This is a genomic window from Methylocaldum sp. RMAD-M (assembly GCF_017832375.1).
Lineage (GTDB): Bacteria > Pseudomonadota > Gammaproteobacteria > Methylococcales > Methylococcaceae > Methylocaldum.
The window spans coordinates 1-13360 of sequence record NZ_JAFIBZ010000051.1; the positions used below are offsets into that span (position 1 = coordinate 1).

General features: G+C 62.5%; 15 protein-coding genes. 5 read left to right on the top strand and 10 right to left on the bottom strand.

Annotation, left to right across the window (positions count from 1 at the left end):
* Together JOD69_RS23870 and JOD69_RS23875 are read right to left on the bottom strand one after the other, a co-directional pair.
* Positions 1 to 3239, bottom strand: a 3239-nt coding sequence (locus JOD69_RS23870) for a DUF6531 domain-containing protein (protein WP_245245753.1), incomplete at its 3' end; no start/stop codon positions are given.
* Between the two features lie 157 nt (positions 3240 to 3396).
* Positions 3397 to 3645, bottom strand: a complete 249-nt coding sequence (locus tag JOD69_RS23875; protein ID WP_086133848.1) for an RHS repeat domain-containing protein — start codon at positions 3643 to 3645, stop codon at positions 3397 to 3399.
* 517 nt (positions 3646 to 4162) lie between these two features.
* Between JOD69_RS23875 and tnpA the strand changes: the two genes are divergently transcribed.
* Together tnpA and JOD69_RS23885 are read left to right on the top strand one after the other, a co-directional pair.
* Positions 4163 to 4576, top strand: coding sequence for an IS200/IS605 family transposase (gene tnpA / locus JOD69_RS23880; RefSeq protein ID WP_086133849.1), 414 nt, complete (start codon positions 4163 to 4165; stop codon positions 4574 to 4576).
* A 3-nt stretch (positions 4577 to 4579) separates the two neighbouring features.
* Positions 4580 to 5728 carry an RNA-guided endonuclease TnpB family protein gene (locus JOD69_RS23885; RefSeq protein ID WP_156881464.1) on the top strand — a complete coding sequence of 383 codons (1149 nt, stop codon included), beginning with the start codon at positions 4580 to 4582 and terminating at the stop codon, positions 5726 to 5728.
* A 552-nt stretch (positions 5729 to 6280) separates the two neighbouring features.
* Here the strand turns inward: JOD69_RS23885 and JOD69_RS23895 are convergent.
* The 3 genes from JOD69_RS23895 to JOD69_RS23905 all read right to left on the bottom strand — a co-directional run bounded on the left by JOD69_RS23895 (position 6281) and on the right by JOD69_RS23905 (position 8106).
* Positions 6281 to 6544: a hypothetical protein gene (locus JOD69_RS23895; protein WP_156881465.1), complete on the bottom strand. Its 264-nt coding sequence runs from the start codon at positions 6542 to 6544 to the stop codon at positions 6281 to 6283.
* Between the two features lie 12 nt (positions 6545 to 6556).
* Positions 6557 to 7648, bottom strand: a complete 1092-nt coding sequence (locus tag JOD69_RS23900) for a toprim domain-containing protein (RefSeq protein ID WP_156881466.1) — start codon at positions 7646 to 7648, stop codon at positions 6557 to 6559.
* Between the two features lie 236 nt (positions 7649 to 7884).
* Positions 7885 to 8106: a hypothetical protein gene (locus JOD69_RS23905; RefSeq protein WP_156881467.1), complete on the bottom strand. Its 222-nt coding sequence runs from the start codon at positions 8104 to 8106 to the stop codon at positions 7885 to 7887.
* Positions 8107 to 8189: 83 nt separating this feature from the next.
* Here JOD69_RS23905 and JOD69_RS23910 point away from each other — a divergent pair, with 83 nt between their 5' ends.
* The gene (locus tag JOD69_RS23910; RefSeq protein ID WP_156881468.1) at positions 8190 to 8573 is read left to right on the top strand and encodes a hypothetical protein; all 384 of its coding nucleotides are present in this window, start codon (positions 8190 to 8192) and stop codon (positions 8571 to 8573) included.
* A gap of 108 nt (positions 8574 to 8681) precedes the next feature.
* Here JOD69_RS23910 and radC read toward each other — a convergent pair whose 3' ends face one another.
* The 3 genes from radC to JOD69_RS23925 all read right to left on the bottom strand — a co-directional run bounded on the left by radC (position 8682) and on the right by JOD69_RS23925 (position 10282).
* Positions 8682 to 9167, bottom strand: coding sequence for a DNA repair protein RadC (radC, locus tag JOD69_RS23915; RefSeq protein WP_156881469.1), 486 nt, complete (start codon positions 9165 to 9167; stop codon positions 8682 to 8684).
* Positions 9168 to 9272: 105 nt separating this feature from the next.
* Entirely contained in the window at positions 9273 to 9713 is a 441-nt protein-coding gene (locus tag JOD69_RS23920; RefSeq protein WP_139841046.1) for a hypothetical protein, read from the bottom strand.
* A 104-nt stretch (positions 9714 to 9817) separates the two neighbouring features.
* On the bottom strand, positions 9818 to 10282 hold the full coding sequence (locus tag JOD69_RS23925) for a hypothetical protein (protein WP_086133858.1): 465 nt from the start codon (positions 10280 to 10282) through the stop codon (positions 9818 to 9820).
* Positions 10283 to 10407: 125 nt separating this feature from the next.
* Between JOD69_RS23925 and JOD69_RS23930 the strand changes: the two genes are divergently transcribed.
* On the top strand, positions 10408 to 10599 hold the full coding sequence (locus tag JOD69_RS23930) for a hypothetical protein (protein WP_139841047.1): 192 nt from the start codon (positions 10408 to 10410) through the stop codon (positions 10597 to 10599).
* Positions 10599 to 10802: a hypothetical protein gene (locus tag JOD69_RS23935; protein ID WP_086133860.1), complete on the top strand. Its 204-nt coding sequence runs from the start codon at positions 10599 to 10601 to the stop codon at positions 10800 to 10802. The genes JOD69_RS23930 and JOD69_RS23935 overlap by 1 nt, the downstream gene beginning before the upstream one ends.
* A 446-nt stretch (positions 10803 to 11248) precedes the next feature.
* Here JOD69_RS23935 and JOD69_RS23940 read toward each other — a convergent pair whose 3' ends face one another.
* Positions 11249 to 12997 (bottom strand): nitric oxide reductase activation protein, encoded by a 1749-nt coding sequence (locus JOD69_RS23940; protein WP_156881470.1) that lies wholly within the window; start codon positions 12995 to 12997, stop codon positions 11249 to 11251.
* A 111-nt stretch (positions 12998 to 13108) separates the two neighbouring features.
* Positions 13109 to 13360: hypothetical protein (locus tag JOD69_RS23945; RefSeq protein ID WP_210024350.1), on the bottom strand; the 252-nt coding region annotated here is incomplete at its 5' end.

Consider the following 13360-nt stretch of genomic DNA (forward strand, 5'->3'; position numbering starts at 1 on the left):
GCGTCGTCGTAGGCGTAGGTCAGATAGTTGCCTTCCGGCAGGACGGTCTTGATGAGCCGTTCCTGGCCGTCATAGGTATGCGTGGTGACCCGGCCTTCGGGGTCGATGGCCTTGAGCTCCTTGCCGAAGGCGTCGAAATAGGACACCCGGCTCAATCCCAGGGGGCCGGTCTCCTCGGACCGGGAGCCCGCGAAGTAGTAGGTGTAGAGCTTGCCGTTGGCGTTGGTCTGGGTCTGCACCCGGCCCAAGGCGTCGTAGACGTTGGTGGCGAACGCGGTGGTCGGGTTGGCCGGGTAGAACAGCTGGGTGATCCGCCCCGGCAGGTCGTACTGGAAGGTGGTGGCCTTGGCCGTGGCGTCGGTGAAGGTCGTCAGATTGCCGTTGGCGTCATAGGCGTAGCCGAGGCTGCGCGTGCCGTCGCTCACCTGGGTGACGCGACCCCCGCTGTAGGTCAGGGTCAGGGTCCGGCCCAGGCTGTTCTGTACCTGGGTCAGGTCGTTGCCGGTGTAGGTGAACTTGACCTGGACCCCGCTGGCCTCTTGGAAGGTGGCGATCCGGCCGGCCGCGTTGAAGGTGAGCTGGTCGCGGTGCAGGGTTTCGTAGGAATAGGTGGCGTCGGCGTTCTTGATCAGCCGCGCCGCGTTACCGGGGGGCGGGTTGTAGGTGCCGTCCGGCAGCTTGACGAAGACCTCGCCGTTGAGGCCTTGCTTGACGATCACGGTGTTGCCGATCAACTGGTCGCCGAACCAGCGCTGGCCCAGGGTGGCGATGACCATCTTGTCCAGCGGCTTGGCGGTATCGCTGAGGAGGTCGAGGGCCACCAGCTTTTCGACGAGGGTGGTCACCGCATCGAGGGCGGAGTCTTCGCCGAGGCCCTGGAAGCCGTCCGAATTCACCGTGGCGGACGCGGCGAGGTTGTGGGTCCAGCCCTTGCCCAGGGGGCCGGCCTGGGTGCGCAGGCCGGAGCTGTAGAGCTTCCGGAAGTTGAGCGCGTGCGGGAAGGCGCCCGTGCCGACGGTCATGTCCTCGTGGGCGTAGACGAAATGGCCCTTGGCCATGTCGATGGGGTCGTTGAAAAATCTCCCGATCGTTTGCAGCAGGCTGCCGTTTTGAGCCGGCATGCTGTTCTGTGTGGCCGCGGTGTAGGCCGGTTGAGACAACGATGTGGTCGAAAACCCGCCGGCCAGACCGCCGCCGATGATGGCGCCGATCCCCCAGCCGCTGGCGTCAGCCCGGATGTCGAAATACCCCACGCCCGACCAGCTGTTCTCGGCCAGATTGCAGCGGGTCGGCAGGATCAGGCGACGGCCGGCGTTGACTGCGTTCTGGAAGGTGCTGAGCCAGGCCGAACAGGCCACCAGGTTGGGCTGGACGACGCTCGTGTAGTTGGTCGATTTGGCATCGTAGATGCGGTCGTTGTTGGTCGCCGCGAGGTCGATCAATTTGACCGTGGAGACCGCACTGACGCCTGCGGTCTGCTGGACGGACGTGGATTCGAAGATGCTCGAGTGCATCGCGTCGCTGTAGAAGGCCGCGGCCTCCTTGGCGGCATTGGCCGTCTGGCTGACGACGCTCAGGAAGTTGCCGGGCAGGTCGACGTAGGGGGCGGTGTTGTAGCCGGCGATGCCGATCTGGTGGTGGAACAGGGTATTGGTTTGCGCCAGTCGGTCGGTGAGGTAGTCGGAGGCGTTGACCTGGGCGATCCAGGTGGACGAGAGCACCGCGAGGCTGGACCCCAGCACCAGCTCGGAGGTGTCGGCGGTGCCCGCCGCCTTGGCTTCATCCAAACGCTTCTGATGTAACTCCACCAGCCCTCGGCCCGCAGGCCCCCAGCCGTTGCCGACCAGGAACGTCCCGCCGGCCTTGATCTGCTGGGTGAACGCCTGATTGGCGAAGGTTTGCGCGTAGGCGCCATGGGTGATGGTGAAGCTCACCGTGCCGACCGTGCCGGGCGTTACCGCCGTGCCGGTGGCCTGGGCAGCGCCATCCAGCATGAGCACCGGCTGGTTGGAGGCGTTGTAGGTGATCGTCAGGCGTTTGCCGTAGATCGCATCCGAACTGTAGGTCTTGTCGATGCCCTGGTATTGGATCCTTAAGGTGGGTCTGTAATTGGCGGGGATGTCCGCGGTCCATTCGGTCAAGGCCACCGAGGTGTCCCGGTAGGGCAAGCCGGTCTGGCGCAGGCTGCCGCCGGTGTGGGGGTTGATGGTCTTGCCGCCGACTGCGTCGTCCACGGTGCCGGCGGGCAGGTTGGTGCGAAGATAGTTCGTCAGATTGGTCGCATAGGCGGTGAGATTGTTGCGGATGTTGGTGCGGTTGACGCCCTGGATATAGTCCGCGGTGATGGTCGCGCCGCTCCGCGCCTGGGTCAGATAGGTGGAGGCGTTGTAGCCGCTGGCCGTGGTCAGGTTGATGCCGGCCTTGATCGTGTGCGGCTTGAAGCTCGGATCGAAGTGGTAGGCGGTTCCGCCGAGGGTCGCTTTCACCCACACATGGTCGATCTTGATGCTGACTAGTGCCGCGGTCGAACCGGGACAACTGCCCGCCGCCGTGGCGGTTACCGAAGCGATCGGCACCTGGCCGTTGGCGAGCAGGTTCAATACGGCGCACACGTTCGAGGTGTCGATGCCGAGCCAGTCGTGGATCTGGGCGGCGGTCAGGTTGATGCGCCCCTTGACATAACTGGCGGTATAGCCGGCTTGACGCAGCAGCGACACCATGAGAGCCGCCTGGTCGAAGGCGGTGCCCTGGTTGTCCAGAATCGTCCCGAGCGCACCTTTCTGCACGCCCCATACCGGATAGTATTCGATGTTGTTGCGCACGTACTCGTAGATCAGGTCCGGATCGTTGCGCAGGGCGCGCGCCAGCTCGGTGATGGACGCCGGGCCGGCCGGGGCGGCATCGCCACTGACGCGCAGCGTGCTCAAGGGGGCGGTCGAGGTCTTGTCGGTTGTGGCCGGCTGGTTCAGGCCAGCGGGCACCGGCCGGGACTGGATCGCCTGCTCGGATTCCTCGGGCGTCACCGGCGAGAAGATCGCCCGGTTGATGCCGGGCAACGATTCCACGGGGCGTGCCGGCGCCTTGGCCGGGGCGGCGGGCTTGGCCTTGCCGAAGGCCGGACTCGACTCGTCCACCACCGCCGGCACGCCGCCGCCGAAACTGACGTTCCCGTCGGCCGCGAGCGGACCGCTGAGAACCGACAACGCCAAAAAAATCGACACGCTGAGCTGTCGCCACATCTTCCTATCTCCCCTAATGTGTCCGGTGAGGCCAACGCCCTCGAAAATGGATTCAATTCACGAAAATACGCCCGCAAGCCTCTGACCGGTCCAACTGACGTGGATCGGCCGCGAAGCTGACTTGAGACGTGGGAAAAAAACCGGATGGCGCGGCCGATCAGCTCGGCGCTCCGGTCACCAGATGGCTGGTGCGGTTGCCCGCCGCATCATAGCTGTAGGTGATGACCACCCCGTTGCTGTAGGTAGCGGTGATCACCCGCCCCAGCGTATCGTAGGTGTAGGTCACGGACCCGGCCCAGGCCGGGCCGGCCAGAGATGCCGCGACAGCGGCGCTTGCGATGATCGATGTGTTAGCCCTGGCGCCCAAACACGCCCCGGCCTTAAGAAGGCTGGAAAAGATTGACATCCTAGCGATTCCTTGTATCCCAGTAACAAAGCGTTCTGACAGCGAAGAGTCCTGTCAGACCGGTCTTTCCGGTCTCCTGGCTGGGAACGGCCACACCGTCTAACGGATTCCTAGCGCGCACAATTTTTCCAGTGGCCCCGGTCAGTCGCAAGTCGGAAAAGGCTGATTTTGGTGTGCGCTTTTACTGACAGTGTGTACGCATTGGCCGACACCGCGAGGCGATCACGGCCAACCGGGACTCAAAGCCGGCAGCTGGTTCTTTGAGAGGTATAGCAACTACGCTTTTCCACCAAAGCTGCGGTCTACGTGGCGATCTGTGACAGCGCCAGGCTCTTGTTTTCATTCGCGAGGCGATGAACTGCGCGCAAGGTATTGACATCCTTCCCCGCCTGAAGTTGGGGATTCCCGAAGACAGACCTAGAGAGATTCATAGAATCTCCGCAAGGAAACCCCTGACTTGAGTCAGGGGAGGAATTGCGGGTGCGCGAAGCGCACCATGTGGTGTACACTGTATCGCATGGTCGAAGTAGTCACGAACCGTAATTGTGTTTACCAAACAGCCTACCATGTGATCTGGTGTCCGAAGTATCAGCGCGATGTGCTGACCGGAACGGTTGCTGAGGAAACGGGGGCAATGCTAGACGCGATTTGCATGGAACGGGGATGGCCGGTGATCTCCAAGGAGATTCAGCCGGATCACATCCACCTGTTTGTCAGCATCCCGCCTGCCATTGCCGTAGCCGATGCCGTCAAGGTGCTCAAGGGTGTCACGGCCCGCCGTCTGTTCCAGACGTTCCCGGCGCTGAAGAAGCGGCTGTGGGGCGGAAGCTTGTGGTCGCCGTCGTACTACGTTGGCACGGCGGGCAATGTCAGCGCCGAGACCATCCGTTGCTACATCGAACGTTCCGAGCATGTCACTAAGAGGCGATAAGCGATGATGCGCACGGCGTCGATCCGGCTGGAATTGAGCGCGGCGCAGGCCGACGCGCTCGCTCGCCTGCGAGCGTCTTACGCGGATGCGTGCAACCGTCTTGTTCCCATCGTGCGCGAGTACCGTCTGTGGAACCGCGTCGGTCTGCACCAGCGGACCTATACGATGCTGCGCGAAGCGACACCGCTGGGCAGCCAGATGTGCTGCAACGCCATCTTCTCGGTGTGCAAGGCGTACAAGGCGCAAAAAGAACTCGGTCGCATCAGGAAGGACGCGCCGGTTCCCGGAATCCGCTTCGACCGCGCCAGCGTCCACTTCGACAAGCGCACCTATTCCCTCAAGGGCGAGACGGTCTCGCTCTATACCCTCGATGGGCGCATTGAGGTGCCAATGCGCCTTGGCGAACACCAGCGCCGCATTCTCGAATCCGGCAAGCCGAAGGAAGCGGAGCTGGTCTTTCGCAAAGGGAAATGGTTTCTCAACCTCGTCGTCGAGTCTGGCGACGTTGAACCCGTGGCATCCGGCCCCGTGATGGGCGTGGATGTCGGAGAAAACAACCTCGCCGCCACCAGTACGGGCAAGGTCTTCGGCGGCGAGCATCTGCGCGACCGGCGCGACCGTTACCTTGCCCTGCGCCGTCGTCTTCAGTCCAACGGCAGCCAGAGCGCGAGACAAAAGCTCCGGCAGGTCTCCGGCAAGGAGGCGCGGCATGTGAAGCACATCAACCACGAAACGAGCAAGGCCATTGTTCAGGCGGCAATCCAGGCCGGTGTCGCCAAGATCACGATGGAAGACCTGACGCATATCCGGGAGCGGATCAAGGCGGGCAAGCGCATGCGTGGCCGCCTGCACCGCTGGGCATGGCGGCAGTTGCAGACCTTCGTCGAATACAAGGCGAAAGTGGCGGGCATCGCTGTCGAGTATGTCAGCCCGGCCTATACCAGCCAGACCTGCTCGTGTTGTGGAGGGTTGGGGAAGCGCTCGAAACACCGTTTCGAGTGCCCTCACTGTGGTCTCCGGGCGCACAGCGACTGTAACGCCAGCCGGAACCTTGCCCGGATTGGCGAGATCGCCGTCTCGCCAAGGGCGGCTGTAAATACGCCTGATGTCGGGAGTGTGGATATGGGCAACCATGTCTGCGCTTCACAATAAAGCCTGCGACTTCAGTCGCGGGTTATTTACGTTCTTGGTCCACGACCGACTAGACGCCAGCCGGTTCCCGTACCATGTTCAGGGCGGTGTCATGCCGCCCGTCCGCCGGAGCCTCAAGAACCAACGGACAGCACAAGCCTACCCAATCACGGATATTCATCGCGGCATTGGCGTCGGCGTGTGCCTGCCGACCGCAGCGTTCGCAACGGTAGGCGTGTTTCTTCCTGCGGTTGATATGCCCGCAGGCGTGGCACGTTTTGCTGGTGTAGGCAGCTGGAATCTTTTCAATGGCTATGCCCGCCAGTTGCGCCTTGTAGCCGGTAAAAGGCCCGGACGCCCGCGGTTCAACGGGAATCCGGTTTCATTCGTTATGCCGACAGGCCGCAGGCCCGGCAATCAGAACAGCGACGTCCCTTTCGTCAGACCGCGAAAAAGACAGGCACGGTTCACACGTTGAGGAACGGCGCATGCATTGGCGCGCGTTCCCGATAACCGCTACAACAGACGGACTTACTCGCCGCCGTCATCGATGTCGCCATCCTCCACTCTACTTTATTCAAGCCGTCGGCAGACCGCGACGATGATGCCCTCCATGGCTTCCCGCCAAGGGCCTATCATCCGGTACGGCCGTCCATTACGGCGATAGAAGGCGACCATCCCGAGCCGCTGCCGCAGCCAGGGATCGCGCTGAAAACGTTCCCGCATCAGCTGGACGTATGCCTCGTCGTCGCCCTCCCAGCCAGACGGCGGGGCGAACGGATTGCCCGGATAACCGCCCGGAGCCGTATCCACGAGCGTTGTATCGACGATGCCCATGTCTTACCCCTCCTAAGCGGCGCGCCGACCGGCCGATCGCGAGAACGGGAACCCGGACGGACCCTGTGTCACCAGAACGTCCAGCCAATCGACGCCCTCCCCTTCGGCTGGCCGGAACCGGTCCGGCAGCCAGATCTCGGCCGCCAGGCCGCGATCGGACATACGCTTCCATAGCCCTTCCGCCGCCTCGAGGCCTGCGCGCTTGCCTTTTCGGAGCGGATCGTCGTCCGCCCAGATCAGGAGCTTGTCAACGCCTTCCGGCGGCTCGAACGATTTCATCAGCGCCGCGTTGAGCGTGGCCCAGGTCGAAAGGCCCGTCGCCTCTTGTACGGCGAGGGCCGTCTCGATTCCTTCGGCCACCCCCAGCAGGCGATCCGGCACACTCAGCCGAATGGCCGCCCCGGACAAGCGTTTCCCGTCCGGAACCGGCATCAGCTTCTTCGGCGATTCGACCGGCGCTTTCCGGCCGTCGGGGGTCAGAAAGGTCCGATGAATCGTCACCGGTTCGCTGGCTGAGGACAAGACCAGGCCGAGCATGGCCGGGAACACGCCGACCAAGCGTCCGTCCTCGGTCCAGTACTGAAGCGCCGGATGGTACTTCAGGTGGGTCAGGTCGGACGCTCTAACGGCCAGTCCCCGATGAGCCAGATATCGGCGCATGGGCTCCGCATCCGGATGATCGACCGGCCGTGCGGCGCGCCAGATGGCCCGGAGGACTTCCCGGGTTCTCGCATCGTCCGTCTTGACGACCGGGCGCGTGGCTGGACGTCGGCGGACGGGCATGACCGGCTTCGTGCCGACCAGCCCTAGAACATTCGCCACGGCTTCGAGTGCGTCGGGGAAACTCCATCCCTTGAGCCACATCAGTAGCGAAAATCCGTCCGGATAGGCGCCGCAGGTGTTACAGACGCCGCCCCCGGTCTGTTCGACATCCCGATACAGCCGAAAGCCGTCGCGTCCGCCGTGGACAGGACACGGCACATGCCTTCCGGGCCTCGCTAAGGCGGCCTCCAGTTCCGGCGCGAGAGCACCCAGGACGGTCAGCCAGGCGCCGCGGGCCGCGTTCCGCACCTCCCAGGATTCCAGAGATGATCGAGTCGTCATGCTGTGTCTCCTCTTGAAAAAAGAAACCCCGCCATCGGGATTTCCTTCAACGTCCGCCGGGGCGCTGAAGGAAACCCCGGCGTACGGGGCGGATTGCTCGAAATCCACCCGGAGGAGACAGATTTCCCCTGACGGGGAGCGCGTCTCCCCCAGGGGGTCAGATGTTTGAAGGGCGTGGCGGCTGACCACGCGCAACGAAAGTACCGTTCGTTTGGGGATCGGCCGGTGGGTCCGGCTCAGATCCCCAAACTTTTGCGAACCGCTTGCCTGGCTTCCGGGTAAGGTAAGCCAGGGCTGCAATAACCTCTGAACGCAAGCACACGAATGACGGCCGCCTTATGCAGCAGCGTCATCCGGTCCGCATGATGACGCAACACGGCGACCAGATCGTCGGTTGACGCCTTGCACGCCGCGACCACGAGACTGTGGAAACGTCGCCGCCGTTCTGAACACCTCATGACATCCTCCGTTATTGGAAAGGGTCCGGGGACGTCATTCCCTTCCGGGAACGCGCGGCCCCGGACGGGTTGAAACAACGTCGGTGAGGTCAGTCGGTCCGCTTGAAAAACACGGCGGTACCCAGTTTTCCTCGGCCGACGAAGGCTTTCCCGCTTCGGCGGAAGTGGAGGCGCTGGCCCGTCCGAGTGGCCTCGGCGATGCGGTCGCCGGTCCACGTGGAGACGATGATCGAACCGCCCGGCGCCTCGGCAGGGTAGAACACGGCGCCCTGGCCGATCTCGCAGGCCTCGTCGAGACCCTGGATTTCGGCTGCACTCAGGGCACGGTTGTGAAGCTCCGCCTCCCCGGGGATCACATCGACTCGCCCGAAGGTCGGTTCAAAAACACCGTGACCGGCGGCGACCAGAAGATAGCCGAGGCAGCGCTCGATCCCCTGATCCTCATGAAAAGCTTCTCCGATCGTTGAAAAACCGGAGAAGCGCTCCCACCGGGGAAGCGTTTCCCCGGTCGGGTGATGAAAATGGCCGTCGCGCGCCTGAAAAGGCGCTGCGGCTGTTACGGCTAGCGGAGTTCCCTACAGCAGACCGTGTTCAGCGAAGGAATAGACCGCGTCGGCACCGACGATGAAATGGTCGAGGACGCGGATGTCCAGCAGATTCAAGGCGGTTTTGAGCCGCTCGGTGATAGCCTTGTCCGCCTGGCTGGGTTCCGCCAAACCGGACGGATGGTTGTGACAGAAAATCACCGCCGCCGCATGGCAGTCCAATGCCATCTTGACCACCTCGCGCGGATATACGCTGGCGGCGTCGATGGTGCCGTAAAACAACTCCGAGAATGTGATCACTTTGTGTTGATTGTCCAGAAACAGACCGGCGAAGACTTCGCGGTCGTACTCGGCCAGTTTCATCTGAACGGCGTCCCGTGCTGCATCCGGCGAGGTCAAGGCGGCTCCCCGCCGGAATTTGGCGGCGATGCGGCGTTTGGCCTCGGCGATGATGAGATCGGAATCGGCAGGAATGTAGTCCCCTATCCGATCGCGGATATATAGCGTTGTGCTCATGGGATTCTTCCTCAAAAATCGGAGAAACCCATGCCCCGTCGGAGATTGGGTCTCCCCGATGGAGATTGAACATCCGTCCTGCTTACCAGAACGGAGGATAAGGACTTACCGGGTCAGGCCCAGTAGAGTTCCCAGCAGAGTAATCGCATCCTTGTTTACGATCAGAATGGCGAACAGGAGCACCAGAAAATAGATGGTGAACTTCTTGTCCAACTGGACCAGGTCCGCCTTGGTTGCCATGCGCGGCTCCCAGCCGTCGATTCGGGCATCGACCCGACCGATTACGGCAAGTAATTCCCTGCGCAATGATTCAATGTCCTGATGCAGGCTTTCCTTTACCGAGAGGACGTCCTCCTTGCTCGCCAACTCCTTCCGCAGTTCCTCGATGATCTCCAGCTTTTTCTGCTGGGCAACCTCGATGCTGCGGTTTTCGATCAGCGTGAGGCTCGCCTCGATGGCATGCGCCACCTGGCGGCTGTCGTCATGCCCGAAGTGACGTTCTAAGATGTCGTAGATTTCGATCGGCAACGTCATACTTGTGCTCATTTTTGTGCTCCAATCAAAAACGGGAGCACAGCCCCCTTCGGGAAACCGGCTCCCGAAGGGACAACGAAAGTTTAACAACGCTACATATTGCACGCGAGCCTAGATTAGGCCGCGCGCGTATTCCGGCGTTCCTGCCGCCGGAGATAGAAAAATAACCGCTCGCGCAACTCGTCAGGGTCACACCCGCAGACGCGGGCACACGTGACGAAGCTGAACGGCTGTTCGTCGTTCGAAGCAATCCACTGAAAAATGGATTGCCGGGTCTCTTCGCCCACGCGGCTATCGCCCAGCGTATGCAGTGTCCGCTGAAGAATGTCTTCGTGGAGCTTGAAGACCGCCTCGTCCGTCAGGCCCCGGAACAGCTCGGCGGGATCTCCACCATTGAGCCCGCCGACGAGCAGCTTGGCCAGCTCGGACTCGCCTTTCCCCGGCCAGCGGCGAAAGACGATTTCAAGCGGCGGCAGCGAGAGGCCATGGTAGCGGCATACGGCCTCATATTCGCTCTCCGTGACGCCGAAGAGATCTTCCGCGATCGCTTCGAGTTTCTTGGCAAATGCTTTGGGTTTCATAACTAATCCCTCCTGCTAGCAAGCCGAAGGGATCAAGCCCCGTCAGGGAGCGATCTCCCTTCGGGGGTTGCAGATTCATCGCTCCGGGGTATCCTGAGTAACCGAACAAACCACGGAGCCTGTTGATGCCATTAAAAATGATCGAGGGCGGCAAACAGCATTACCTTGACGAGGCCTGGAAGGCGATCGAACAATTCGCGATCACCGGCGATCCTTCTCACATGGAAAAGCTCTACGAGATCGATGCGCTCATCGCCCCGCGAGGCCATCTCAGAGCTGTGCCTTTGCACGGCGATTGCCCGCTAAAGGTGTTCTGATGAACGAAAAACGTTTTCAGGTCTTCGACGGCACCAAACAACGCCGTCTTTTGGAAAGGCGCGCGCTGATGGCTTTCGATGTCCCCGACGAAGAATTCGAGGCCTTGCTGGAGAAACTACGCCCTCGTGGGCGTCTTACTCTCGCGTATTGCGCCGATTCTCCAGCCCCGCAACCTCAGATCGAGCTTGAAGCTCTTCTATGACCTTGCCGATCATCCAACGAAGATCTCGCTTCGTCTCGGAATCGGTAAGCGTGCTACTGAGAGCTTGAAGTCTTGCTCGCTCTCGGTTGATTTCAGCGTCTGAGGCTTCCTTTAAAAAGTCAGATAAGTCGATACGAAGTCTTTATCCATGCGTTTCTCCTAGGGCTGAATACCACCGGAGAAACGCCGATCCCGAACCGGGAGGACGTCTCCCGGCGGGATGAATGTTGAATTGACTGCGGGATGTTCCCGCAGGCGTCGGATGACCGGTCTTGACGCACCCGGCTCGGAGAAGGTTCGTTTCCCCGCCGCCTTGTGGCGGAACGCCTGCCAAAGGCAGGATCGACGCCCGTCGAAACGAGCGTCTGAACAATCGGCTTTTCCGCTGGCTTCGCCTGTGGCAAGGACAGGGGAAAAGGCGCCGGCGCGAAGCCGGCGCCTGGGTTTCAAGCCGCGACCAGGAGATCGCGAGACAGCTCGAACAACCGGGCTCGAAGCTCATGGAGCTGCATGATCGAGATCGAACATTCAAAGAGGTGGCTAACCTCGATCCCGAGGCCTATCCCCACCACTTCGATCCCGCTCGCGGCACAGCGGGCGAGAATATCCCGCGTAGCTTCCAGGCAGTCGGGCTCGCCGTCGGTCAACGCCAAAATGAGCTTGCGGGGTTCCCGACAGGCCAGCAATCGGCTCGCGGCATACCAGAGGCCTTGGGCCAGCGGCGTGCCGCCGTCGGTGTCAAAACCGAAATGAGGCGCCCGCTGCCGTACCCGTTGAGCGTGATCCATCACCCGGTAGACGCTGTCGGCACGGCCCTGGTGTCCCGGAAAGGCCGTGACCGCCGGATTCACACCGGGGATGCCTTCCAGCGCCAGGACCAATGCCACGCACGCCTCCCAGGCGATGTCGATTCGCCGCCCCACAGGTTTCTGCTCGTGGACGACCGTGTGCTCCATCGAAGGCGACCGATCCAGAAGCACATGCACGGCGGTATTGGGCGCCGGCTGCGGCGAGCGCCGCTCGAACACCCGCGCATCGCCGGTTGCGAGCCGGTGGAGCCGGTTGCCCGACACCTTGCGGCCCGAGGCCTTCAGGGCCGGTCGGTTCAGCCGGCTCGCTTGCACCAGGCCCTGCAACGTGGCCCGGATTCGGCTCGATTCCCTCACCGTTTTGTCGAGGAGCCCCTGACCGTCCTTCGGTCGGCTCGGTGGCTCGTCGGCCGTCGGAAAGACCAGGCTCGCGGTTTCGGACGCCGTGAGGCTCAACGCCTCCCGGGCGCATTCGAAGAGATCCCGAGCGACATCGCCGGCTCCCGCGGACAGCACCGCCCGAAGGACGCGGGCGGGATCGTCGGCCGCGCCGTCTGGTGGGACCGAGGCCGGTGAGGCACGGCCTCCATCGATCGCTGCATGCGGATCACCCTCCGGCGCAGCGTCGGCAGGCCCGTTCGGGACGTCCGTCGGGGCGCGATCGTCCGAATCGCCCGCCGTAGGATCGGCCTGGGCGGTTCCGGTCGGATCGCCTGCCCCGTTCCGGCCGCCGGAAGCGGATCGCTGCTCTTCGTTCTCCACTTCTTCCTCGATCATGCGCAGGATGCGATCCGTCAGGCTCAGGCACTCCCGCGTTCCGCTCAGCGCCGGAACCTCCGACAGCAGTCCGAACAAACGGGTTACCGCGCCGGTCGGAAACCGGTCCTCCAGCAGGCGTTCCGCCGTATCCGCGAGATCCGACAGGGCCGTTTGTCCGAGTTCCCGCGTCCGAAGGTGGAACAGCAGAAAGCTCTGTAATACCGCTGCCGGATGAGCCTCCGGCGGTGGCACCGCATAATCGCCCGTGTCGATCAGCGTTCGGACCGTCTTCTCGATCGTCAGCCGGGTACCGGGATACCGCTCGGCCAAGCGCCTTTCGATTCGAACATCCTCCAGGACATTGAGGATGGCCTTCCGAATCGGCAGCGAAGCCGCCTGCGCGAAATAGTCGAACGCCGTATAACGGACATGGCCCGCCTCGTGGGCGAGGTAGCCCCAGGCGACGTCCTGGTAGTCCGGATCGTCGCCGTCGTAGGCCGGGACCCGGATGATGTCGCCGTCGGTCCCGGCGTCCTGTCCGCCCACGCGGACCTTGACGCCCAGTTTGTCGCCCAACGCCGCGGCGACGATGGGGAACGCATTGTTTAGGGTTCGATTCGTTTTCATCGTTTTGCCTCCAGAAAAAAGGAGGCAAGCCTCACCCCCGAAGGGGTAAGGTTTGCCCCTTCCAGGGTAAGGTTCAGACGATCGCGACTTGACCGTCGGTCCGACTCGGACTCAGAACCAACAGTCATCCGCCACAGTCGTTACCGCAGAGGGTTCAGGAACGGAACCGAGCGGCTCGGATCCGACGGACGACGCGCCCGGTTCCGGCTCTTCCGCGAGATCGTCGAACAGAGCGAAGTGGTCGATGACCGGGGATACCGATTCGGCCGGGCGATCCTCACCCGGAACCGAAGCCGGAGCACTCCCGTGATTCATCGGAAGGCTCAACTCCGGTATCTGCGTCAGCCCTTCCCCGTGACGCTT